Source organism: Leucothrix mucor DSM 2157, assembly GCF_000419525.1.
Taxonomy (GTDB): Bacteria; Pseudomonadota; Gammaproteobacteria; order Thiotrichales; family Thiotrichaceae; genus Leucothrix; species Leucothrix mucor.
The window spans coordinates 2,417,060-2,439,219 of sequence record NZ_ATTE01000001.1; the positions used below are offsets into that span (position 1 = coordinate 2,417,060).

The window sequence follows — 22,160 nt, forward strand, 5'->3', positions numbered from 1 at the left end:
TTTCACTGTCGCCTAATCCATTAATGGCTTCAGTTCTTTTTCAATCGCTTCACGTGCCCGGAAAATCCGTGACCTCACTGTCCCGATCGGACACTCCATTGCCTCCGCAATTTCTTCGTAGCTCATTGCCTCCAACTCACGCAGCGTAATCGCAACTCGCAAGTCTTCCGGCAATGCGTTGATGGCATCCATCACTGTGACATGAATCTCATCTTTCAGTAATTCATGCTCGGGGGTTGCATTATCCCGCAAGCTATCCGCACTCAGGTATTGCTCAGCTTCCTGTGCATCAATATCACTATCCGGCATACGCCGGTTTTTGGAGACCAGATGGTTCTTCGCCGTATTTATCGCAATACGGTATAACCATGTATAGAAAGCACTCTCTCCGCGAAAGTTCCCCAGCCCTCGGTACGCTTTGATAAAGGCTTCTTGTGCAACGTCCATCGATGTATGAGGATCGTGCACATAGCGATTCACCAAATTGATGACCTTCTGCTGGTATTTAAGAACCAGTACGTCAAACGCAGACATATCACCTGCCTGTACACGTTTGACCAATTCTAAATCGGTTTGGTTCCCGCCCATCTGGGCCACACTCCTTGATATAATTAACTACCTAAGCTTTTGGCCGGATAGTAGCATTATTGTCTCGCAAAGTGTAAACCATAGTATCTACACCCACTTAAGACCCGAACAAATCAGATAGTTCCGTTTATTTTATCTAAGCCGATAAACAGCTATTGCCGACACCTTGTGAGATCGACATTCGGGCGGATTAACATACTACAATCCGATCGACAAATGAACTCCCGAAACCGCATCCTGACCAGACCACCGTAGCCATTAGGCTGACTGATACTGCTTTTACTTAAACTTTAAGTTTCCCTATAATGACCAATCGACCTTTCGGACAGGCACAAACCCTATGCAACATGACGTATTGATTATCGGTAGTGGCGCTGCAGGACTCAGTCTGGCACTGAGCCTCCCTTCACACATTAGTGTCGCTGTACTTAGTAAGGACGTGCTATCAGAAGGCAGCACATTCTATGCGCAAGGTGGCATCTCTGCCGTGCTGGACCAGTCTGACAGCATTGAATCACATGTTTCTGATACCTTAATTGCAGGCGCTGGCTTGTGCGATGTTGATGCCGTGCGGCACGTCGTGAGCAATGGCAGCAACGCCATCCAGTGGCTACTAGACAAGGGTGTGCCATTTACCCGCCAACATGAAGGCCCGGATGCGCCAACTATTGGCAACTTACACCTAACACGGGAAGGTGGTCACTCCAGCCGTCGAGTTGCGCATGCTGATGATGCCAGTGGAAAAGCCATTGAAACCACCCTGCTCGACCGAGTCAGAAGCTGTGGCAATATTTCGCTTTTTGAGCATCACATCGCCATCGATGTAGTGACCACCAGACGACTCGGGCGTACCCGTGAAAATCGCTGCCTCGGCGCGTATGTGTTAGACAGAGAAAGCGGCGACATCAAAACATTTGAGGCTCGCTTTACAGTTTTAGCTACTGGTGGTGCCAGCAAAGTTTATTTGTATACCAGTAACCCAGATGGCGCGAGCGGTGATGGTATTGCCATGGGTTGGCGTGCAGGCTGCCGTGTCGCCAATATGGAATTTATGCAGTTCCACCCGACCTGCCTGTACCACCCCCACGCAAAGTCTAATCTGATCACTGAAGCAGTACGCGGCGAAGGTGGAAGATTATTACTGCCAGATGGCACTCGCTTTATGCAGAACTTCGACCCGCGCGGGGAGTTAGCACCACGTGATATCGTCGCTCGCACTATCGACCACGAAATGAAGCGGCTCGGTATTGACTCTGTCTTCTTAGACATTAGTCATAAACCGAAAGACTTCATCCTAAAACACTTCCCGAATGTGTTCGCAACCTGTGAAAACTTTGGTTACGACATGAGCAAGGAACCCGTTCCAGTGGTTCCGGCGGCGCATTACACCTGCGGCGGCTTAATGGTCGATCAGGATGGTCATACCGATATCCATAGCTTGTATGCAATTGGCGAAACCAGCTACACCGGCTTACACGGCGCAAATCGGCTGGCCAGCAACTCATTGCTGGAGTGCATTGTTTACGGAAAATCCTGCGCGGAAGACATTGTTCGTAACTACGATACCCACCACCCAAGGATCAAAATTCCGGAATGGGATGAAAGCCGGGTCATTGACTCTGATGAGCGCGTTGTTATCAACCATAACTGGCATGAAGTACGCCGCTTTATGTGGGACTATGTCGGCATTGTAAGAACCTCCAAGCGATTAGCCCGCGCTCGCAACCGAATTGAGTTGTTACTTAAAGAGATTGACGAGTACTACACCAACTTCAAAGTGACTGGCGACTTGATCGAACTGAGAAATCTGGCCGAGGTTGCCAGACTTATTATTCGTTCAGCACAAAGTCGCAGTGAAAGTCGAGGCCTGCACTACACCCTAGACTTCCCCGAGAGCAATCCGGAAATGGAACAAGTGAGCACTATACTTGACCCAATTCGTCGCTCTCCCTAGACAAAAATCAAGGACCTTTACTTTGTCAGACTTGCTGAAATCAGCGTATACTATGCGCCTTCTATTTTCTGTTTAGCCCAATCACGGAATTCCGTATGAATTTTTCAAGCCTTACTGCCCTCTCTCCAGTTGACGGACGCTACGCGCGCCAGACACAAGGACTTCGCCCTTTTTTCAGTGAATATGGCCTGATTCGTCATCGCGTACTGGTTGAGGTTCGCTGGCTTCAAGCACTGGCGAAGCACCCTCAAATCGAAGAAGTACCTGCATTTTCTGATGCTGCCAATGCATTGTTAGACTCGCTGATTAACGATTTTTCTGAAGCCGATGCTGAGCGCGTAAAAGAGATTGAGCGCACCACCAATCACGACGTAAAGGCGGTTGAGTATTTTCTAAAAGAAAAAGTAGAGAGCAATGCTGAAATTCTGAAAGTGAGTGAGTTCATTCACTTTGCTTGCACCTCTGAAGATATTAACAATCTGGCTTACGGATTAATGTTAAAAGGTGGTCGAGATGAAGTACTGATTCCTCAGCTACAGCAAATCAATACCGCGATTACTGAACTGGCTCACCAATATGCTGATGATGCATTACTGAGCCGTACCCACGGCCAACCCGCGTCACCAACCACCGTTGGTAAAGAAATGGCTAACGTGGCACAACGCCTGAATCGCCAGCTAAGCCAAATTCAAGCTGTCGAAGTACTGGGCAAAATTAATGGTGCTGTTGGTAACTATAACGCGCACTACGCAAGCTACCCTGAAATTGACTGGCCGTTATTTGCGAAAGAGTTTGTGGAGTCTCTAGGCTTACAGTGGAACCCTTATACCACTCAAATCGAACCACATGACTACATCGCTGAGATGTTTGATGCTTGCAGCCGCTATAACATCATTATGATCGACTTCTGTCGTGACATCTGGAGTTACATCTCACTAGGTCACTTTAAGCAGAAAGTCATTGCTGGCGAAGTAGGCTCATCCACCATGCCACACAAAGTTAACCCAATTGACTTTGAAAATGCGGAAGGTAACTTAGGTATTGCTAATGCGTTAATGACACATTTAGCACAAAAGCTACCCGCCTCAAGATTGCAGCGCGACCTGACAGATTCAACGGTATTGCGCTCACTGGGCTTAGGTCTTGGCCATGGCATGATTGCATATCAATCTGCACTAAAAGGTATCGGCAAGCTTGAGCTAAACGAAGCGAGCATTGCAAATGAGCTGGATAGCAACTGGGAAGTGCTTGGTGAAGCTGTACAGACGGTGATGCGTCGCCATGGCATTGAAAAGCCGTATGAAAAACTGAAAGCCTTAACTCGTGGTCGTCGCATCACTGCAGAAGACATGGCTGAGTTTATTAATACTCTGGAGCTACCGGAAGAAGTTCGCCAGCAATTACGCGAGCTAACACCGGCCAGCTACATCGGTAACGCAGCCGCTCAAGCTAAAGCGATTTAAGGACGACTATGTCACAGGGTGTATTCGGCGAACTCAGCACTGAAGATTTTCTAAGTCAGTATTGGCAACAAAAGCCATTATTGGTGCGTTCAGCATTTGAAGTGCCTGAACTTAGCTTTGATGCAGGAGAACTAGCGGGACTGGCTTGCGATACGGAAGCCCCATCCCGCATTGTGCTTGAGCATGGCGAACAACCCTGGCAACTTAAGCAAGGTCCTTTTGAGGAGGCAGACTTCACTAGCCTGCCACAAACTCATTGGACCTTGCTGATTAATGACATTGAGAATTACTTTCCGGAACTTCGGGATTTCATAACGCCATTCCGGTTTATTCCGGACTGGCGCATTGATGACCTCATGATTAGCTATGCAGCTGATCAAGGCTCGGTTGGCCCTCATGTTGATCAATATGATGTATTTTTGATCCAACTGGAAGGTAAACGGGTTTGGTCTATTGATGACCGTCCGGACTATGATACAACCCCGGTTTCGGGACCAGCCCTTAAAATTCTACAGAATTTCTCTGATAACCACAGCTGGACACTTGAGCCCGGCGACATGCTTTACCTGCCACCGAACGTGCCACACCATGGCGTCGCAGATGGCGAGTGCATGACCTTATCGGTTGGCTTCAGAGCACCCTCACGCAATGACTTAGTGCAAGCATGGCTGGACCAACTATCTGCTGCACCCTCATTCAAAAAACGCTTCAGTGATCCAATGCGTGCGATGCAAAGCAATCCGGGTGAAATTAGCGCGACTGACACGCAAGCATTACGCCAGCTCATACTGGAAGGCATTGAAGAAGAATCTGCCTCACTGGATAGTTGGCTGGGGAAATATTTAACCGAGAGCAAGCTGCCGGACCCTGCATTAACCGAAGATTTGTCAGAGCCCCCTGAAGATTATGATGCGGCCTGCGATTTTGAACGCTACCCAGGCTTGCGTATCGCTTACACTCTAAAACAGGATGCAATTCTACTGTTCGTCGGAGGAAATGAGCTTTTACTCGACTTAAACTTGCTTTCACTTGTACAATATTTATGTAAAGAGCACTACTACAGTGCTAATGAACTCGCCGCAGCGTGTACCGATCCGGAAGCCTGCGAGCTAGTTAATACACTAATAAAAAATAATAACATCGTATTAACGGAACCAGAATCATGCATATCTCAGCAGGAATTCGATCAGCACTCGTAGCACTTACCCTTTTATCAGGCCCGGCATCCGCTAACAATTACATGGCACAGCTGCTAACCGATGCGGCTAGCGAGCGGACTCAGCACTCTGTCACCTATGACGGTCGCTACCAGAAGATCGGCTTCCCGTGGGGCGATGTATCAAATGATATTGGCGTTTGTACTGATGTCGTTGTTCGCGCCTATCGACGCCTTGGTATTGATCTACAGCAACTTGTCAATCACGACATGTCACTTAATTTTTACGCCTACCCAAGTTTCAGTAACTGGCGACTCGTTAAGCCTGACCCAAATATCGATCACCGCAGAGTTCCCAACCTTCAGGTGTTTTTCGCCCGAGCAGGACAAAGCCTTCCAATTAGTTACAATCCAAGATCCTACTCACCTGGCGATATAGTGACTTGGGATATTAGGCCAAACCTTCCACATATTGGCATTGTTTCCGACAAAGTTGCATCAGACGGCATTACACCACTGATCGTACACAATATCGGAAAAGGCCCCGTTCACGAGAATATCCTCTTCAAAATGAATATAACTGGCCACTTTAAGTACTTCCCAGAAATAATCTGATAAAAAAACCTGCATGGGCGCCTACTTCTTAGGCAATTCATTCAGCTTATATTCAGAATTAAAACTCCATAATTGCCTCATCATAAACGGGTGGCATATTGCTTTGCGCGTGCCCGTAAATATCAAGGACAGTTAATCAAAAATTATTGATAAGCATCCTTTAGAATCCGGCTTTTTAGGTAATGGGCTTTACCTAAACACCGACAAAATACGCCGATCGGATGTTGATTGATCGCTCAGCCGTGACCGAGGAGACTTGGCCGCGCCCTTAGCATATTCGGCATTTGTATTAATTCCATACAAACCACCGTTAGCGACTGGTTTGCGGCAATGCATTTTTTGGGGAGATACGATGCCAGGCAAAGAACACGCTACACTCAAGACATGTCTGCTGACACTGTTGACGACATTAACACTACTTATTGCGAGCGACGCATCGGCGCGCGAGATTCACTACAAAGTCGATAGAGCGGGATCAGACAGACCAGTTAGCCCGCTTCAAGTAATGGACTACATCAATAAGCGCCACCACGGTGATGCGATCGGCTTTAAGAAAACACCTCAAGAAGGTTACCCGGATTGCTATGTTGTGCGTTTCATGACCATTGCCAGCGAATTACACATCATTAGAGTAAACTGCAAAAAGTAATCACTTTTTACCTATATCCTTATAAAGTTGCCCATTGAAAATACTTTTTACACATATAACTCTGGCAATCCGTCGATATTGATTTTATATTAAACCTTCTTGTGGGACGGCGCGACTAGACACTAATAATCAAACAACTCAGGGGTGGCAATGAGAGCACTAATAGTCGAAGATAATACCGAAATACGGGAAGATCTTACGCGAATTTTGAAAAAAGCAGGCTTTGTAGTAGATGCAGCAGCAGATGGCTCACAAGGCTTGTATTATGCCCTTGAGTACCCGATAGACATCGCCATTATTGACTTAGGCTTGCCGGAAGTCAGCGGTATGGATATAATCAAAAATATACGCACCAAGAACCTGGATTACCCCGTGTTAATTCTTACCGCCCGCAACCGCTGGCAGGATAGAGTTGAAGGTCTGGAAGCTGGTGCAGATGACTACCTAGATAAACCTTGCCACCATGAAGAACTACTAGCGAGATTGCGTGCACTACTTCGTCGCACAGGACGCTGGGCACAAACAGAGTTCGCTTGCGGCCCGATCCGCCTAAACACTTCAGAGCAGCGCGTTTATTTACATGATGAAGAAGTATCTCTCACCGCTTATGAGTACAAAGTCCTTCAGCACCTGATGCTACACGCTGGCGAGGTTATCTCTAAAACAGACCTAACCGAAAGCATGTATGATGATGACTCCGACCGCGATAGCAATGTTATCGAAGTATTTATCCGTCGCTTACGGATGAAGCTTGATAAAGACAATAACTTGGGGCCGATTGAAACCTTACGTGGCCGCGGCTACCGCTTCACGCTCCCAAGGAACAATCAATAAATGTAGGTAACTATGCATCCGGAAGGCAAGGCGTCAGCAGCAACAAAGACACACAATAGTTTACTTGGGCTGACGAACTCCCTCCGATGGCGGCAGTTGGTTAGCTCACTTGCAATCATTACTGCTGGCCTTGCAGGCATTGGCACCGCGTACTACCACTTTCAAAATCAGTCCCTGATTAACGAACAGATTGCCCTCTTTGAAAAAGATGGCGTGAGCTTGTTGCTATATGTTGAACCCCATCCGACACTTAACTTCCTACTGACTGCTGATAACGCAGTAGACGAGCTTAGGGCTTTTTTAAAGGAACGAAATTTTTCGGAAGTTGGCGACAACCCAGCCAGTGAATACTATGCGTACATTCAAGATACCGGCCCAGAAGGCAGTATTGTTTGGTCCACTAAGTACGCTTTTGAGACAGCTCTAAATGGAGAGTCTCCCTACAAAACCCTGAAGCGTGGCTTTTTAACATTTGATATCAATGTAACGCCCAACAATCCATTTAGCGGCATTCTTAACCCCATTATCCCCCAAGGTCGAAACTTTAATAACAAAGAACGGGAAAAGCAGAATAGCGATGGTTTTTTGGTCTACGCAAAAGCTTTTAGCTATGCCGACAAAAACTACCAAATGGTACTGGCCAAATCCGCCAAAAAAATCAATGAAAGCAAGCAAACCCTTGCTCGCGACCTGCCCAGAGTCGTCATACTTACCACCCTGCTCGTACTAATCGCCCAACTAGTTGGAAGCTACTTGGTGCTCTCCCCTATCCGCCGCATTGAGAATGAAATCAAGCTGATAGAAGCTGGGGAAAAAGACCTAATCGAACACACCTACCCTTACGAATTAACACCCGTCAAAAGCGCGATCAACACGCTTATTCATGCGGAGAAGGGCCAGAAAAAACGCTATCGCGATGCACTTGATAACCTCGCTCACGCACTCAAAACACCGCTTGCTGCACTGCAAGGCGCCTCCATGCGCTCAACAGATGGCAAGCAAGTGAATCAAGAGTATGTGGATGATCAAATTCAGCGCATGAATGATATCGTTGCTTACCACTTACGACGCGCCGTTGTCAGCGACCACAATGCTATCGTCAAACTTGAAAGCTTACGCCCAATCTTATTCCGCCTTCGTGAATCATTGCGCAAAGTCTATTTTGATAAAAATTTCGAGATAGAGATCAATGTGGACGAATACGCACGCTGCCGGGTCGACTACGACGATCTAATGGAAGTATTCGGAAACCTTCTGAACAACGCTTGCCGCTTCTGCGAATCCAAAGTAACCGTTAGCGCGAATAAAGACGTTGATTTTCTGGTCGTCGATATTGATGACGACGGAATGGGCTTTCCTGACAGCAACCCTTCCACCCTACTCACCCGAGGCATGCGTGCCGACAGCAAAACAGAGGGCCAAGGAATTGGCTTAGCCGTCAGCGCGGAAATCGTGGAAAATGCTGGCGGCAAGATATCGCTAATGATGTCACCCTATGTTGGCGCACGCGTCAGATTACATCTTCCAGCATAAAACAACCGGATAGCGGATAGCGGATAGCGGATAGCGGATAGCGGATAGCGGATAGCGGATAGCGGATAGCGGATATTATCCACTGAGACTTAAGTAAATGCAGAAATAAAACCCAGTCTTTGAGGTTTTTTAAGAATTACTTACTGTGGGGGGGGGTAACTTAGACTAACTAGAAAGGTAAGAGCGAAGAGAAAATTTAAAATGGTGTCCCCACGGGGATTCGAACCCCGATTACCGCCGTGAAAGGGCGATGTCCTAACCGTTAGACGATGGGGACAATTTTAAATACTTCGTTACTGCAATGACATGGTGTCCCCACGGGGATTCGAACCCCGATTACCGCCGTGAAAGGGCGATGTCCTAACCGTTAGACGATGGGGACTAAATATCATTTCAAACACGTTGCCTATTTGGCGTCCCCACGGGGACTCGAACCCCGGTTACCGCCGTGAAAGGGCGATGTCCTAGGCCACTAGACGATGGGGACTCGGAACGTATTCAAATTTTAAATGTAGAAAACCACTGTACAACATGGTGTCCCCACGGGGATTCGAACCCCGATTACCGCCGTGAAAGGGCGATGTCCTAACCGTTAGACGATGGGGACATGGGTACAGCTATTACAACGACGAATCGTCGAATCTGTCTCTACTATCAGGCGAATTCATTAATGTTGTTGTAAGGCCAGCAAAACCAACCATAAACCCTATCGGGACAATCATCAAAAAAAACTTCGCCCATTCGCTACTACCGAAAAACATCAAACCAAAACCAGCAACGAGGCCTATTAAGGTTATAACGAATCCAATAATTAACAAATATCGGCCTATCTTTAAAGCCATAATGCACCTTAAACAATAGCGTTGGTGGAGCTAAGCGGGATCGAACCGCTGACCTCTGCAATGCCATTGCAGCGCTCTCCCAGCTGAGCTATAGCCCCAACGCCGAAGAAGCGCGAATTTTGCGTTATCCTTGGAATTCTGTCAAGCCGATTTTTAAAAAAAATTATCTTTATTCATCTACATGAACAATTTCTGAACCCAAGCTGTATAAATTACAATAACTTAGCCAACTCAACCACTAATCCGAAAGCACAAGAAACCTAAATCAATGTTGCTATACTCAAGACTGAATAACAATAACCAAGGGGAAAGCGCTGGTTACGGGGACAAACACAACAAATTAGAGCGGGGCTTCAATCAACCTATCTCTAAAAACCCTTAAAGCTGTGTTTCGTTTATAACTAGTCTGCATCGCCCCAAAATCGTCTGGTAATAAAAATGAGAATAATAAAAAAGCCGCTAGGTACAGTGGGCATGCTTGGCTTAGCCTGCTTGCTGCTTCTACCATCCTCCCCCAGCGTAGCTGGCTATAATAACTCTCTCTCTCCACTTGGGATTAACACTAACGAAGTACTTGATGACGATGCCAGCGCACCATTCGTCGACGTGTTTCGCGACAGCACACCATTTGAAGAAGCACGCCCCTGGCTTACCAAGGGCAACATCGCTTACGATAAGAACGGCTGGCCGATTCGCCTAAATGGTGGACAGGTTGGTGCACGCTTTATTAACAAGCTACCTGCCGGAACAATTCCGGATGGCAAATATACCGTTTTATATGACGGCAAAGGCACACTGCAGTACGGAAATGACGCCAAGCTAGTTTCAAAGACGCCTGGCCGCGAAGTAATCTCGATTATCGCTGGCAAGGATCGTGAAATCAGAGCGACCCTGCTAATTATGAAAACGGATGTTAAAGACCCTATCCGTAATATTCGCATCCTAATGCCGGGCGGAATCTGCAGTAACAACCCCTATAAGCGAGTGAATGATGCAAGAACGTGTCGTGGCTCAGCATATTTAGCGTTTGAGAAACACTACAAGCGGGTGATTTTCAACCCTGACTACCTCAGCTACATGAAAGAATTCAAAGTGATTCGCTTCATGAATATGGCAGGTATTACCCGCAACCCGATTAAGGAATGGCATAAACGCCCAATGCTGAATAAGTCTACTTGGGGTGGAAAGCCAACCGTTCGTGGTGCACCGCTTGAGATTATGATTGAGCTGGCCAACCAAAGTAATGCTGATCCATGGTTCTCATTGCCGCATGCTGCTGATGATAACTACATGCGCCAGTTTGCACGCTATGTCCGCAAACACCTGAAGCCAAACCTGAAAGCGTACGTTGAATATACCAATGAAGCTTGGAACACCATCTTTGACCAAGCGCATTACATGAAAGACATGGGCATGAAATTGAAGCTTGATCCAGATCGCGATAAGGCAGGCTACAAGTATTATTCTATGCGCTCAGTACAAGTGTTCAATATGTTTGAGCAAGAGTTTGGCGGTACGCAACGTTTAGTCCGTGTTATGGGCGGCTGGACCGGCTACACCCGACTAACAGAAATGCTGCTTGGCTACCGTGATGCATATAAAAAGACTGATGCATTTGCGATTGGCCCTTACTTTTACGGTAGCAGCAAGGCCATGATGAAGGTCCGTTCAGTTAACGACATCTTCAAAATGATCTATGACAAGTCACTGCCGTTTTCAATTCCAGGCGTCAGTAAGTTGATTGGTAAGCACGCTAAGCTCGCTAAAGGCTTTGGTGTTGATCTAATCGCTTATGAAGGTGGCCAGCATTTGGTTGACTGGAAAAACCGAGACATCAAAAAAGCACCGACCAAATACTTCATCGCAGCTAATCGTGACTGGCGCATGGCTAAAGCCTACAAGGACTTCTTGGATGGCTGGAAAAAAGCAGGCGGACAATTGTTTGTGAGCTTCTCAGCTCCGCGTACTTACCAATGGTTTGGTAGCTGGGGAACTCGCGAGTATCTGACGCAATCTGACAATAAAGCACCTAAGCATCGCGCTCTGATGAGCTTTATCAAGAGCAACCGCTGCTGGTGGAGAAACTGCAGTAATGCACAGATCGCAAGACTTCCAAAGCCGGCAGTGAACCCTTCCGCAGGTGTGTTTGCCTTAGTGCCTAATAACCCTAACTTCAAACCTGCTGCGAAAACAACGACGCTAGCAAAGGCTAAACCAGCAGCAAAACCAGCTCCACGTGCCCCGGTTAAAGCAAAGCCAGCACCGGTTGCTAAAACGGCAGTGGCTACAAGCAGACCCGTACAAGCGGTCAGAGCACCGGCTCCAAGACAACAAGTTGCGAAAGCGGCACCTCCACCACGGGTTGTTGTTATTCCACCGGCACCTCCTGCTCGCCGGGCACCGGTACAGCAACAACGTCGCCAAGTCGCCGCAGCACCTGCTCGCGTTATTAACCGACATGATGGCGTGATTAGACAGCGTCGTGGTGGCAATGACTGGAACCGACAGCCAAGTAATCAGCTACGTAATATTGTTGGTGGACACATCAGCAGTGGCGCTGACCTAGCTGCAATCTGGCAGACTAGCTGGGACCGCGACTTCCTACACGTTCGGGTAGATACCACTGATGATCGCTTTGTCAGAGATTCTGCTGCGCCGTGGGGAGATGATTCCATTGAGTTGTTCGTAGACGCTGATGGCTCCAGAAACTCGCGCTTTGACGGTCGTAATGATTTCCACTTCATCTTCCGCTGGCGTGACCATAAGGTGAACCTGAGCCAGAGCTCACCTCGCCGTTCGGACTTGGGCATTCAGCAGTCAATGACTCGTCATGCTAATGGCTATACATTGGAAGCCTCAATCCCATGGAAAACGCTGGGTGTAATTCCACAGACTGGCTCCATTATCGGCCTGGAAGTTCAAGTGAACGATGATGACACTGGCGCGGATCGTGATGGCAAGCTGGCGTGGTTTTCTAAAAACGACAACGCTTGGAATAATCCACAAAACTTTGGTCGGATGCTCCTTTCCAACTAAACGCAACATTCAGTCTGCCGGTATTCTCGCCGGCAGACTGATCAGCGCTTGAAATCTCATACCCCGCCGTCAATAATGCCCTTCCCTACTCCCTAAGATACTGCCTGCTTTGAGACTACTGTTTAAACTCATCACTCTAATCGTGATCTTGTGCCTACCCGCTGCCGCTGGCTATGTGTTTTATAAACGGGTTTTAAAGCCTAATCCAATCCCACACGCACCTCCCACAGCTTCAGAGCGCGCCACACTCATTCTGCAAAAGCAACATAGCCGCTATTTACTGGGCACCAACACCAATGAATTGCGTGAAGACAATGCCAGCATCCCATTTATTGATTTGTTTAAATCATCCATCCCGTTTCCGGATACACACCCTTGGCTAAGCTCGAAAGGTGTTGTTTATGATAAAGATGGCTGGCCAGTCGATCTAAAAGGCGGCGTTGCAGGGACTAAATTCTTAAATCGACTGCCTGCGGGTACGGTTCCGGATGGCTTGTATACCGTGCTCTATGAGGGTGCTGGTGAGCTGCAATATGGCAATGATGCTCGCTTAGTTTCCCGACAGCCCGACAAAGACATCATTGAGATTAAAGCCGGAAAAGATCAGATTTTAAATGCATCACTGATCATAAAATCGATTAATGCCAGCAATCCACTACGTAATATCAAAGTGTTATTACCCGGCGGAATCTGTGAGGGAAACCCTTATCGCAGAGTGGACTCCAATACAGCCTGCGGCAAACAGCGCTACTTGTCATTTGATCAGCATCACGCACAGCTTCTGTTTAACCCTGACTACCTAAACTTTATGAAGGACTTTCGGGTAATACGGTTTATGAATATGGCCGGCATGACTCGCAACCCTGTTGAGCAATGGTCCGCACGCAATACGCTGGATAAATCGACCTGGGCAGGCAAAGAAGGCACTCGCGGTGCACCGCTTGAGGTGATGGTCGCTCTCGCTAATCGCTTGCAGGCTGATGCTTGGTTTTCAATGCCGCACCGAGCCAGTGATGATTATATTCGTGAGTTTTCAAGCTACGCAGCAAAGCACCTTAATCCTTCACTGAAAGTCTATGTCGAATACAGTAATGAAGTTTGGAACAATATCTTCATCCATAAAAAATACGCAATAGAGCAAGGTTTAATACGAAATCTAGATACCGACCCTCAAACGGCAGGAATCAAGTTTTACGCTAAACGCAGCGTCGAGGTATTTAAATTATGGGAAAACACGTTTGGCGGGACTCAGCGCTTACTCAGAACCCTATCAGGATGGTCTGCGAATGAACGACTGACCAGTCAACTGCTCTCCTACGAGCAAACCCATCGCTACACCGATGTATTTGCGATTGCACCCTACTTCTACGCTTTGCCTAAAGAGCTTCGAAAAGCGAGCACTGTAGACGACATTTTTGAGTTGATGCTAGATAAAGGCTCAAACTACGGATTAAGTGCTAGCATTGAGCAAATGCAAACGCAGGTCGAACTAGCGAATGAGTTTGGTGTGGAGTTAGTCGCTTATGAAGGTGGACAGCACTTGGTCGACTGGGAAACCCGCACCGTTGAGGCACATCCAAACCCACTACTCTATGCTGCAAATCGTGATCCGCGAATGGGAGAGCTCTATGGTCGCTATCTAAGTGCTTGGAAAGCGAGCGGAGCTAAAGTGTTTGTGCATTTTAGCGCCCCACGCATCTATAGCTGGTACGGAAGCTGGGGAGCTAAGGAATATATTTCTCAGCCTCGTGAGCAAGCACCTAAATACGATGCATTGCTCAACTATTTAGAGGCTAATCGTTAGAGTAATTACTTCAGCATGAAATTAAGCAGTGGCTTTTAAACTAGCGGTTAGCGCATTGAGGACAGCCGCCGTTTCCGGCCTTTTATGACGCCATATCCAGAATGACTCAGCGGCTTGCTCAACCAGCATCCCTAAGCCATTACTAATGGATGAGACCTGATTATCCGTACACCAGCGCTCGAAAATAGTTGGTTCCGCAGCATACATCATGTCATAAGCATGACAACCTGACGCAACGATAGAAGCCGGCAATGGCGGTAATTCACCACCCAAGCTGGATGAAGAGCCATTGATAATTACATCAAATGCACCTTTTTCGGGAAGGTCAGCGTAACTACCTGCAGATACATTGCCAAACTCGGCAAACAAGCCAGCCAAATTCTCAGCTCGCTCTACCGTGCGGTTAACAATGTAAATTTCAGTGGGTGATTGCTCAAGCAGCGGCTGTAAAACACCTCGCACCGCACCACCGGCACCCATGATCAAAATGCGTCGGCCTTCCAACGTCACCGACTGGTTTTGAATCAAATCCCGAACCAAGCCAACACCGTCGGTATTATCACCTCGCACCCGACCATCTTCCAGAAAGCTTAAGGTATTCACTGCACCTGCTTTACGGGCATGATCAGAGAGCTCATCAGCTGCTGCCCAAGCTTCCTGCTTAAATGGCACCGTAACATTAAGGCCCTTGCCACCTTTAGCCGAAAAGTCTCGAATCGCGGCCGCGAAAGCATCGGTATCCGCCGTCAATAAGCTGTATTCAAGGCTCTCACCCAACTGTTCAGCGAAGCTTGAATGAATCCAAGGCGACTTACTGTGAGCAATCGGATTACCAATGACTGCATACTGATCACTCATTTGTTACTTCTCCTGCAGCCAACGGGCTACATCCATCGCAAAATACGTCAAAATGCCATCAGCACCAGCACGCTTCATACTCACTAAGGCCTCTAACACACAAGCGCGCTCATCTAGCCAACCATTAATGCTAGCGGCTTTTAGCATGGCATATTCACCACTCACCTGATAAACATAAGTTGGTGCTTTAAATTCATCTTTGATACGACGAACGATATCGAGATAAGGCATACCAGGCTTGATCATCACCATATCAGCGCCTTCTTCAAGGTCCATGGCAACTTCGTAGAGGGCCTCATTACTATTGGCGGGGTCCATTTGATAGCTGTATTTATTACCACCACCAATATTGCCAGAGGAGCCAACAGCATCACGAAACGGCCCGTAAAAGCTAGAGGCATATTTAGCGGAATACGCGAGGATTTTGGTGTTTTGATAACCTTCAGTTTCCAGATTATCGCGAATATGACCAATACGGCCGTCCATCATATCGGATGGAGCAACAATATCTGCGCCGGCTTCGGCGTGAGATAACGCCTGCCTAACCAATACACTGACCGTTTCATCATTCAGAATATAATCGTCTGGCCCCATTAGGCCATCTTGACCATGAGACGTGTAAGGGTCTAAAGCAACATCCGTAATAATACCCAACTCAGGGCAAGCTGCCTTTAGTGCTCGCACACAGCGCTGAACTAAACCATCCGGGTTATAGGCTTCTTCAGCACCATCTGACTTTCCATCGCTTTCAACCACCGGAAAGATTGCCATTGCCGGAATACCCAGAGCAACAGCTTCTTCGGCTTGTTTCACCAGTAAATCAATACTTAAACGCTCAACACCAGGCATCGATGGAATCGCTTGACGCTGATTTTCGCCTTCGAGTACAAATACGGGATAAATTAAGTCGTTGGTCGTCAGCACATTTTCCCGCATCAAACGACGCGAGAAATTGTCTTTGCGCATACGACGCATACGAGAAAACGGAAAATTACCGGTAACAATAGCCATTGTTTCACCTAAAAGCCTGCGATTAACAAGCTCCGAATTAAGCCACAGCGATGCACTGATGTCACCCGTAATTTCTGTAATGCTTAGCGGCTTGTCGCCACCGGTGCTGTTGGATAATTTTCTGATATTTCCTGATATAAGGCCTTATACTGATCACCCATGGCATCAAACGAGAACTGTTTATTGACGTACTCACGAGCTCCAAGCCCTAATTGCTGACGTAATGCTGAGGAGTCAATTAAACGCTCTAAATAAGTCGTCAATTCCGCTTCATCATTACCAACAAAGCCGCACAAATCATGCTGCACTACTTCGTCATTACCCGGAATATTAGTGACTACGGCTGGAATTCCGGCGGCTTGTGCCTCAAGTAGTGCCAGCGACAAACCTTCGTACAGAGATGTCTGCAAGAAAATATCCAATGAAGACAGCACTTTAACTGCATCAGCGCGCGACAAAAAGCCGGTTACTGTAACGCCCACTTCAGCCAGCATCGCTTCATCTTCTGGTTCACCATTGCCTACCCAATAAAACTCAACATCCTGGCGATGACTCAGCACAGTCGCTGCAATAGCCGCAAACACATGCGGTGCTTTTTGGGTAGAAATACGTCCCAGTACGCCAACCTTCACCTTGTCATTCAACACGGAATAATCTTTCATGGTGATCTGGCTTAAATCAATACCATTACTAATACAGGCTAATCGCGTGGTATTACCCTTGGTAATTTCCTTCAGAATAATTTCATATTCACGTTTGGAGCAGGCAATAATTGTGCCGCCCATCCAATACGCAACTAGCTCCAATGCCTTATAGATAGCACGCTTTACGGGGTGTTCAATCAAAGGATAATGAATCGCATGCGAAGTATATAGAGTGCGTTTATTACGACCTAACAGAAAACCTGCCGTCCTTGCCAACACCCCACTCTTGGATGAGTGACCATGTATTACATCCGGATTAATTCGTTTAATCTCACGCGTAATCCGATACAAGGCTTTCAAGTCAGTCATTGGATTGATAGCACGCCCCATCTGCACATGAATCAACTCAACTTTGGGATCAAATAGCTCTCGCCAATTCTTCGGCGTATCTTCACGTAAAGAGTGAATCACAGTGACCTCGTAACCGTTTCTGACCAAATTATTGGCCATATCGATTACCCAAATAAATACACCATGTGCCATAGGCTCAATGACGTGTACGATCTTCATTGTTATCATCCTGTTGTTGGTAGGCTATTTTTTAGATTAGCTCGCAGCTTTTGCTTGCCTGCTGAGTTTATTTTTTTAAATGCCTTGTAGAAATTAAACGCGCTAAGACGATACTGGCTTGGTGTCCATACTAGCCGGTACATCGGTGTTGCCTTAGCGGCATATTGTTGTTTTTTATATGATTGCTCATTGTCATCAAACATAAAGTCGAAGCAGTTACCCTGCTCCATCGCCAAACCGATCTCATTGCAGACCTGGTAAAACAGCGGCATATAACGATTAGCGTTCTCACGATAAAATGCACTTTGGTAGTAGTGCACCTGATGCTTATCGGTAAATGCGTAATAACTACTAAGCGGCTTATCATTTAGCGTTAACACTTTGATATAGGCTTTGCCTTGCGGAATTAATCGCGCCAGAATGCGCTGATGAAATGCCATAAAGCGAGTCGATTCAAAAATCAGAAAATCGGCTCGATTCTCCCAACGATCACGATGCATCGCGCGCAACTCTTCTAAGGACTCCTTCACATTACCCGCATTGGAAACCACCACATTGACGTTTCCATCCCGATCAAAGAGACGATTCTTTTTACGGTAATCCTTCTGCCAGCGATTCGGAATTGTCTCAAGATACTCAGACTGAGTGGCAACCTGTGGCACCTGATAACGGTAACCGTAGGGATAAACTTGGCTTTTAATGCCCTGCTCTGATCGCTTAAAGCATCGGAAAATTAAAGAGTTTTCTTGTAAGAAGTCGAATTCTGCAAAATCCCAACGGCGCTGATAACGATTAACCGTCGCTTCAACACTTTTAACAACCGCATCCTCATAGCCTGGCCTTACCAGCAAATCGACAAAGGGCGTAGCAATACTGTCTTCAATGTGTTCGCCAGAAGCCAGAAACCGTAAGGTCCGGCCTTGAATATAGGCATGTGGATACTTGCGCTCAACCTGAAACGGCGCGATACCAACCAGCAAGTTATTATCGTAATAACTGAGAATGAATAGATCCCGACGATCTGTATCCGAAAACGTCTCCCACCAGGTGTACATCCAATCCCAACTGGAAAAAATCGTCGAGCGCTCAGCAACTTCATACAGTGCATTCCATTCACTCTGCAACGCTGCAAAGGCAAAGGTACAGCTAATTAGGTTGAGCTGGAGTGATTGATTTGAGTTCATTTTTGACGATACCGCGAGTGCTTCCGCAAAGCATCTGCTACTGCAATCTGTGGGTTGAAATTCAAAGTATGGAGTGCAATTAAATCTTGGTCCCAATCAGGTCGGCAAACCTGCTCTGTCACTTCTTGGTAAGTATCAGGGTCAAGCTGGCAAATCCGATTGATATTTAGACCTGCGCCATAGCTGCCAGCACAGTCCTGAGAAGGTCGGTAAACCTGATCATTCCAGTTGAAAAATTGACCTGCAGGTCGAGCCTTCGAGGCATCACTGATCACTGGGTTCTGCGTATGTGCCTGCCAAGACTGGCTTAGTGGTGAGTCGGCATAGAACAAGTGCAATTCTTCGCAACCAGAAAGGCCCACTTCGATTGCCACCGTCACAAATAACCACCAACTCCCTTCATATTCCAGCAACGTAGAGTCATAAGCCGCTAAATCACTAATCAGTGTATGAGCAAACTCCCACTGATAAGGAAATGAGGTGCAGCGATAAAGATCAATCGTGCCATTATCGCCAGACTCCGGAATCATATAAAACGCAGATTCGTACTCGAAAACGTTCGGATAAGACAGGTGATAGTCTTTCTTTAAGATGGTGGCTGGAGCGCTATGAGTTCCATCCTCAAATACTTCCATACACGACAAGTGCCCACGCTCTGTGGCAAATGGTAACTCCTCAAAAAAGACAAAATGCTGCCCTTCCCGACTCACGACAAAAGGGTCTGCCCAAAAGCAATCAGCAGACGGGACTAATTCCTGGTACTCACCAAAAGCCAGCGGCAAACTCTGCCCTGACTTATCTGAATGATTAAATCGAATCAGTATTCGCCACTGCTCTTGGGTTAAAAATTTCTGCTGTAGTTTGGCAAGCAAATGAGAGCCGAATTGGTAGTAAGCACTTACTTGATCCATGGCCGGCACAGGAGACTTAGCTGAAGAAACTGACAGTGAGTTATAATCTGATGCTGAACTAAGTTCGTTTTCTAAGCTTGATTTGGAGCTCGCTTCTAGCAAAGAAGCTGATAAGGCTGCTGAATCATTATTCTGAAGTGTTTTATTAAGCGCCCGTGCCCACAGGTGATTCATCAACACCCAATAATAATTAAGGTTTCGGGCATATGAACCACTATCCAGACTAGGAAGCGCCTCGCTTAAAACAAACTGCTGATCAGGGTTTGCTATCAGTGAAACCGCTAAACGAGTCTGTACAGCGTTTTTGCTGTATTCACTCAACCCCAAGCACCAAGAAGAGAGGGAGTCCGAATCGGAAAAACTTGCCCGCAACACGCCTAGCTTGGCTAGAGGTATCAACTTCTGAGCAATATCAAACTCAGTGAAATCAATAACTACATCGCAATCTGCCAACTCAAACTCGGCTAATTGAGATTCTGAAACGGTAACAACCTCACCAAAAACACTAAGCTCAGCAGACTCAAATGCAGGCATTGGTGAACGAAATACTAAAGCATCCAAACGATGCAAAGATTTTATCGCCAATGGCACATGAGCCGCTGACTTCCCTAGACTAATCACTTGAGAAATTCTGATTAACTGCTGATCTAGCAGCAACTGAACCACATTTAACTGCCAACGCCACAGTACGCTGGAGCGTGCAATTATGCTGACAGATAAGCCGTGAGGATGATGGTTCATAGAGTGAAGCTTGCCTTGGCTGTCTGGCCCGGAAAGTTTTGATTATTTTTTCTTATGATGCGATCGAATTACATTGTACGATCTACGCCCAACCCTGAGTAGGATTTTCCTGACAGAAGGAGCTTCCCGGCAGTACGAGCAGTCGGTTTTGGTGCTTCTGCTGGGCGAACGGTAGCACTACTGAAACGTCTCTTCGCTTCAATTGCTGAATAAATCTCGATAGGAAAAGATTGCCTTGTGGCTTCTGTTTTAAGCTTTCCAGCCACTGTCTATCGAAGATCAAGCGCTCCGGCTGTATTTTTCTATATAAAAATAGCGGCGTCGTATCCACCGAGAAATTATTCAGCGCAATCGAACAGCCCGAGCTTCTTAGTAGACTAATCACTTTTTGAGTCTGAGGAATCCAGCTCATCGGTATGTTGGCATCCACCATCAATGTTAACTGGCGAGCTTTATCACCCAAATTACTTAGCAATTTAAACAGCCAAATAATCGCATCCGCATTAGCGATCACATGCTTATTTAACTCCACCAGATACATCGTTGTGCTGCTGGCAGTGTGCGTGACTTCAGAGAATAACAAGCGGTATTTCAGTTGCTCCCAAAAGCCAGTGTAATCCAGCCCTGAACTGTCTTTAACCGGCAATCGGCTGAGCAGCATATTGACCTTTTTAAACTGATCCGGCGGCACATCAAGATCCACCCACGTCATATTCAACGGAATACGCCCTGGCGCATGCAGCTCTCTCATGCGTAAGCCAACTTGCTCATCCTGCTCAAGTTCATCCAATAAAATATCAGTACTCTGCTTCTGATTGAGCGATGACTTGCTTTGCGACTCGGACAAACCCAACACATCATCGAATGGGTTAACCTCGACCACATCCCCTTGGTCTAATGGTAAATCCCAGATATTTAAAGGTTTGGCAACCGGAATCACCTCATCCTTATCACTGTTTTTGGTAATTTGATCAACCCAGATCTGATAGCAACGCTGCCCTTTTAAGACAACCGGTGATATATGAACTCTGGCATTAAACGGAGCGCCAGAAGTACGTCGCATGGTGAGCGCTAAGCTGGTGGAAATTCCCGGCGTTCTTTTGATTCCCACCAAGTATTTAGCAAAAAGAGCATGCTCATCTTTGGAAATTAATCGCAGTAATGAAAACCGTTGCATCTCCTCCATTGAGCTGGCGGCAAAGAGCACTAAAAAGGGAATATTGGCGTGCAAGATACGACCATTCGCAATATAGGCAATCGCTCTGGAGCTGCTATCAACTAAACGGTGAGCCCGCGTTTCTGAGAGCAATAGCAAGGATTTGCAATGCCTGAACTCTTTTTTCAACACGGTATATTGCAGCACAAACTGAAGTGCTAGCAGAAATTCTTTACGCGCGGGATCATACACAACCTTGCAGGCTTGCAAGAGATGACTAAATGAGGGAGGTGCAAGACTAGCATTCGGATGAATCAACTCTACCAAAATGCAGTCACGGTTGTTTTTACTTAATAAACGAGCCAGCTGCTCACGGTTGCTAATCGTTTTCTGCAGTATAAAGACGACATCGACCGGCCCAGACACTAACCGCTGCTTGAGTTGCTGCGGTTGCAGTGAGACTGTATTGAGATTTAAGCCAATACTAAAGCTACGCAGCGTCTGAGACAGGGCTGCGTGCTGTGTCGGTGGACATCCCAGAATCAGGCTATGTAAGGTCGGTTTTTGCATAAGCCGAAGCTAGCTGCAAAACCCAAAAACTGCATTATCCA

At 46.9% G+C, this 22,160-nt stretch carries 16 protein-coding genes and 5 tRNA genes; 9 read left to right on the forward strand and 12 right to left on the reverse strand.

The genetic code is table 11. The features are described 5' to 3' along the window. Positions 1 to 12 precede the first annotated feature (12 nt). Entirely contained in the window at positions 13 to 588 is a 576-nt protein-coding gene (gene rpoE, locus LEUMU_RS0110730; RefSeq protein ID WP_022952289.1) for an RNA polymerase sigma factor RpoE, read from the reverse strand. Positions 589 to 928: 340 nt separating this feature from the next. On the opposite strand from rpoE, the gene nadB reads away from it, so the two are divergent. From nadB to LEUMU_RS0110765, 7 genes are all read left to right on the forward strand, one after another. Continuing rightward, entirely contained in the window at positions 929 to 2,542 is a 1,614-nt protein-coding gene (gene nadB, locus LEUMU_RS0110735) for an L-aspartate oxidase (RefSeq protein WP_022952290.1), read from the forward strand. Between the two features lie 95 nt (positions 2,543 to 2,637). Beyond that, positions 2,638 to 4,005, forward strand: coding sequence for an adenylosuccinate lyase (purB, locus tag LEUMU_RS0110740; protein WP_022952291.1), 1,368 nt, complete (start codon positions 2,638 to 2,640; stop codon positions 4,003 to 4,005). Between the two features lie 8 nt (positions 4,006 to 4,013). Next, entirely contained in the window at positions 4,014 to 5,204 is a 1,191-nt protein-coding gene (locus LEUMU_RS25645; RefSeq protein WP_022952292.1) for a cupin domain-containing protein, read from the forward strand. 41 nt (positions 5,205 to 5,245) lie between these two features. Then, positions 5,246 to 5,776 (forward strand): DUF1287 domain-containing protein, encoded by a 531-nt coding sequence (locus LEUMU_RS0110750; protein ID WP_157474309.1) that lies wholly within the window; start codon positions 5,246 to 5,248, stop codon positions 5,774 to 5,776. A 352-nt stretch (positions 5,777 to 6,128) separates the two neighbouring features. Further along, positions 6,129 to 6,425: a hypothetical protein gene (locus tag LEUMU_RS0110755; protein WP_022952294.1), complete on the forward strand. Its 297-nt coding sequence runs from the start codon at positions 6,129 to 6,131 to the stop codon at positions 6,423 to 6,425. Between the two features lie 150 nt (positions 6,426 to 6,575). Then, positions 6,576 to 7,259 (forward strand): response regulator transcription factor, encoded by a 684-nt coding sequence (locus LEUMU_RS0110760; protein ID WP_022952295.1) that lies wholly within the window; start codon positions 6,576 to 6,578, stop codon positions 7,257 to 7,259. Between the two features lie 12 nt (positions 7,260 to 7,271). Then, positions 7,272 to 8,792, forward strand: coding sequence for an ATP-binding protein (locus LEUMU_RS0110765; RefSeq protein ID WP_051156018.1), 1,521 nt, complete (start codon positions 7,272 to 7,274; stop codon positions 8,790 to 8,792). A gap of 202 nt (positions 8,793 to 8,994) precedes the next feature. Here the strand turns inward: LEUMU_RS0110765 and LEUMU_RS0110770 are convergent. The 5 genes from LEUMU_RS0110770 to LEUMU_RS0110795 all read right to left on the reverse strand — a co-directional run bounded on the left by LEUMU_RS0110770 (position 8,995) and on the right by LEUMU_RS0110795 (position 9,732). Continuing rightward, positions 8,995 to 9,069 (reverse strand) — tRNA-Glu (locus LEUMU_RS0110770). A 30-nt stretch (positions 9,070 to 9,099) separates the two neighbouring features. Next, positions 9,100 to 9,174: transfer RNA gene (locus tag LEUMU_RS0110775), tRNA-Glu, on the reverse strand. Positions 9,175 to 9,203: 29 nt separating this feature from the next. Then, positions 9,204 to 9,279: transfer RNA gene (locus tag LEUMU_RS0110780), tRNA-Glu, on the reverse strand. Between the two features lie 45 nt (positions 9,280 to 9,324). Continuing rightward, a tRNA-Glu gene (locus LEUMU_RS0110785) sits at positions 9,325 to 9,399 on the reverse strand. A 257-nt stretch (positions 9,400 to 9,656) separates the two neighbouring features. Further along, positions 9,657 to 9,732, reverse strand: a tRNA-Ala gene (locus LEUMU_RS0110795). A gap of 340 nt (positions 9,733 to 10,072) precedes the next feature. Between LEUMU_RS0110795 and LEUMU_RS29305 the strand changes: the two genes are divergently transcribed. Both LEUMU_RS29305 and LEUMU_RS25650 read left to right on the forward strand, forming a co-directional pair. Beyond that, the gene (locus LEUMU_RS29305) at positions 10,073 to 12,670 is read left to right on the forward strand and encodes a sugar-binding protein (RefSeq protein WP_084708084.1); all 2,598 of its coding nucleotides are present in this window, start codon (positions 10,073 to 10,075) and stop codon (positions 12,668 to 12,670) included. A 109-nt stretch (positions 12,671 to 12,779) separates the two neighbouring features. Next, positions 12,780 to 14,474: a hypothetical protein gene (locus LEUMU_RS25650; RefSeq protein WP_157474311.1), complete on the forward strand. Its 1,695-nt coding sequence runs from the start codon at positions 12,780 to 12,782 to the stop codon at positions 14,472 to 14,474. A gap of 21 nt (positions 14,475 to 14,495) precedes the next feature. On the opposite strand, the gene aroE is transcribed toward LEUMU_RS25650, so the two are convergent. The 6 genes from aroE to LEUMU_RS0110835 all read right to left on the reverse strand — a co-directional run bounded on the left by aroE (position 14,496) and on the right by LEUMU_RS0110835 (position 22,119). Continuing rightward, complete coding sequence (aroE, locus tag LEUMU_RS0110810; RefSeq protein WP_022952299.1) at positions 14,496 to 15,332, reverse strand: shikimate dehydrogenase; 837 nt, start codon at positions 15,330 to 15,332, stop codon at positions 14,496 to 14,498. Positions 15,333 to 15,335: 3 nt separating this feature from the next. Then, on the reverse strand, positions 15,336 to 16,343 hold the full coding sequence (hemB, locus tag LEUMU_RS0110815; protein WP_022952300.1) for a porphobilinogen synthase: 1,008 nt from the start codon (positions 16,341 to 16,343) through the stop codon (positions 15,336 to 15,338). Between the two features lie 83 nt (positions 16,344 to 16,426). Then, complete coding sequence (locus LEUMU_RS0110820; protein ID WP_022952301.1) at positions 16,427 to 17,557, reverse strand: glycosyltransferase; 1,131 nt, start codon at positions 17,555 to 17,557, stop codon at positions 16,427 to 16,429. A gap of 5 nt (positions 17,558 to 17,562) precedes the next feature. Further along, the gene (locus LEUMU_RS0110825) at positions 17,563 to 18,741 is read right to left on the reverse strand and encodes a GNAT family N-acetyltransferase (RefSeq protein ID WP_022952302.1); all 1,179 of its coding nucleotides are present in this window, start codon (positions 18,739 to 18,741) and stop codon (positions 17,563 to 17,565) included. Next, complete coding sequence (locus tag LEUMU_RS28010) at positions 18,738 to 20,393, reverse strand: glucosamine inositolphosphorylceramide transferase family protein (protein WP_022952303.1); 1,656 nt, start codon at positions 20,391 to 20,393, stop codon at positions 18,738 to 18,740. The genes LEUMU_RS0110825 and LEUMU_RS28010 overlap by 4 nt, the downstream gene beginning before the upstream one ends. Positions 20,394 to 20,475: 82 nt before the next feature. Next, positions 20,476 to 22,119, reverse strand: coding sequence for an EAL domain-containing protein (locus LEUMU_RS0110835; RefSeq protein WP_022952304.1), 1,644 nt, complete (start codon positions 22,117 to 22,119; stop codon positions 20,476 to 20,478). Positions 22,120 to 22,160 lie beyond the last annotated feature (41 nt).